General features: G+C 38.5%; 1 protein-coding gene. It reads left to right on the forward strand.

All coding sequences use genetic code 11. The features are described 5' to 3' along the window. A partial coding sequence (locus IEV86_RS18050; RefSeq protein WP_229734726.1) for a DUF1725 domain-containing protein occupies positions 1 to 335 on the forward strand: 335 nt, incomplete at its 5' end. Positions 336 to 636: the final 301 nt, after the last annotated feature.

Here is a 636-nt window from a genome sequence, read left to right on the forward strand (position 1 = left end):
GGCATTTACCCATGGGATACAGGTATGTTGTTTTGAAGGGACACATGCACCCCATGTTTATAGCAGCACTATCGACAATAGCCAAAGTATGGAAAGAGCCCAAATGTCCATCGACGGATGAATGGATAAAGAAGATGTGGTATATATACACAATGGAGTATTACTCGGCAATCAAAAAGAATGAAATCTTGCCATTTGCAACTACATGGATGGAACTGGAGGGTATTATGCTAAGTGAAATTAGAGAAAGACAAATATCATATGACTTCACTCATATGAGGACTTTAAGAGACAAAACAGATGAACATAAGGGAAGGGAAACAAAAATAATATAAAAACAGGGAGGGGAAGAAACATAAGAGACTCATAAATATGGAGAACAAACTGAGGGTTACTGGAGGGGTTGTGGGAGGGGGGATGGGCTAAATGGGTAAGGAGCATTAAGAAATCTATCCCTGAAATCATTGTTGCACTATATGCTAACTTGGATGTAAATTAAAACTTAATTAATTAAAAAAATAAAAACTGAATCTCCTATTGGAATTTCCAACTGCAGTTCAACCTCACAGGTTTCATCCCTTCTTCCAACAGTTCCACACGTCTGTCTTCCTCCCCCAAAGATAGAGCTCTTTGCAA

The organism is Cellulomonas carbonis (genome assembly GCF_014636275.1).
Classification (GTDB): domain Bacteria; phylum Actinomycetota; class Actinomycetes; order Actinomycetales; family Cellulomonadaceae; genus Actinotalea; species Actinotalea carbonis.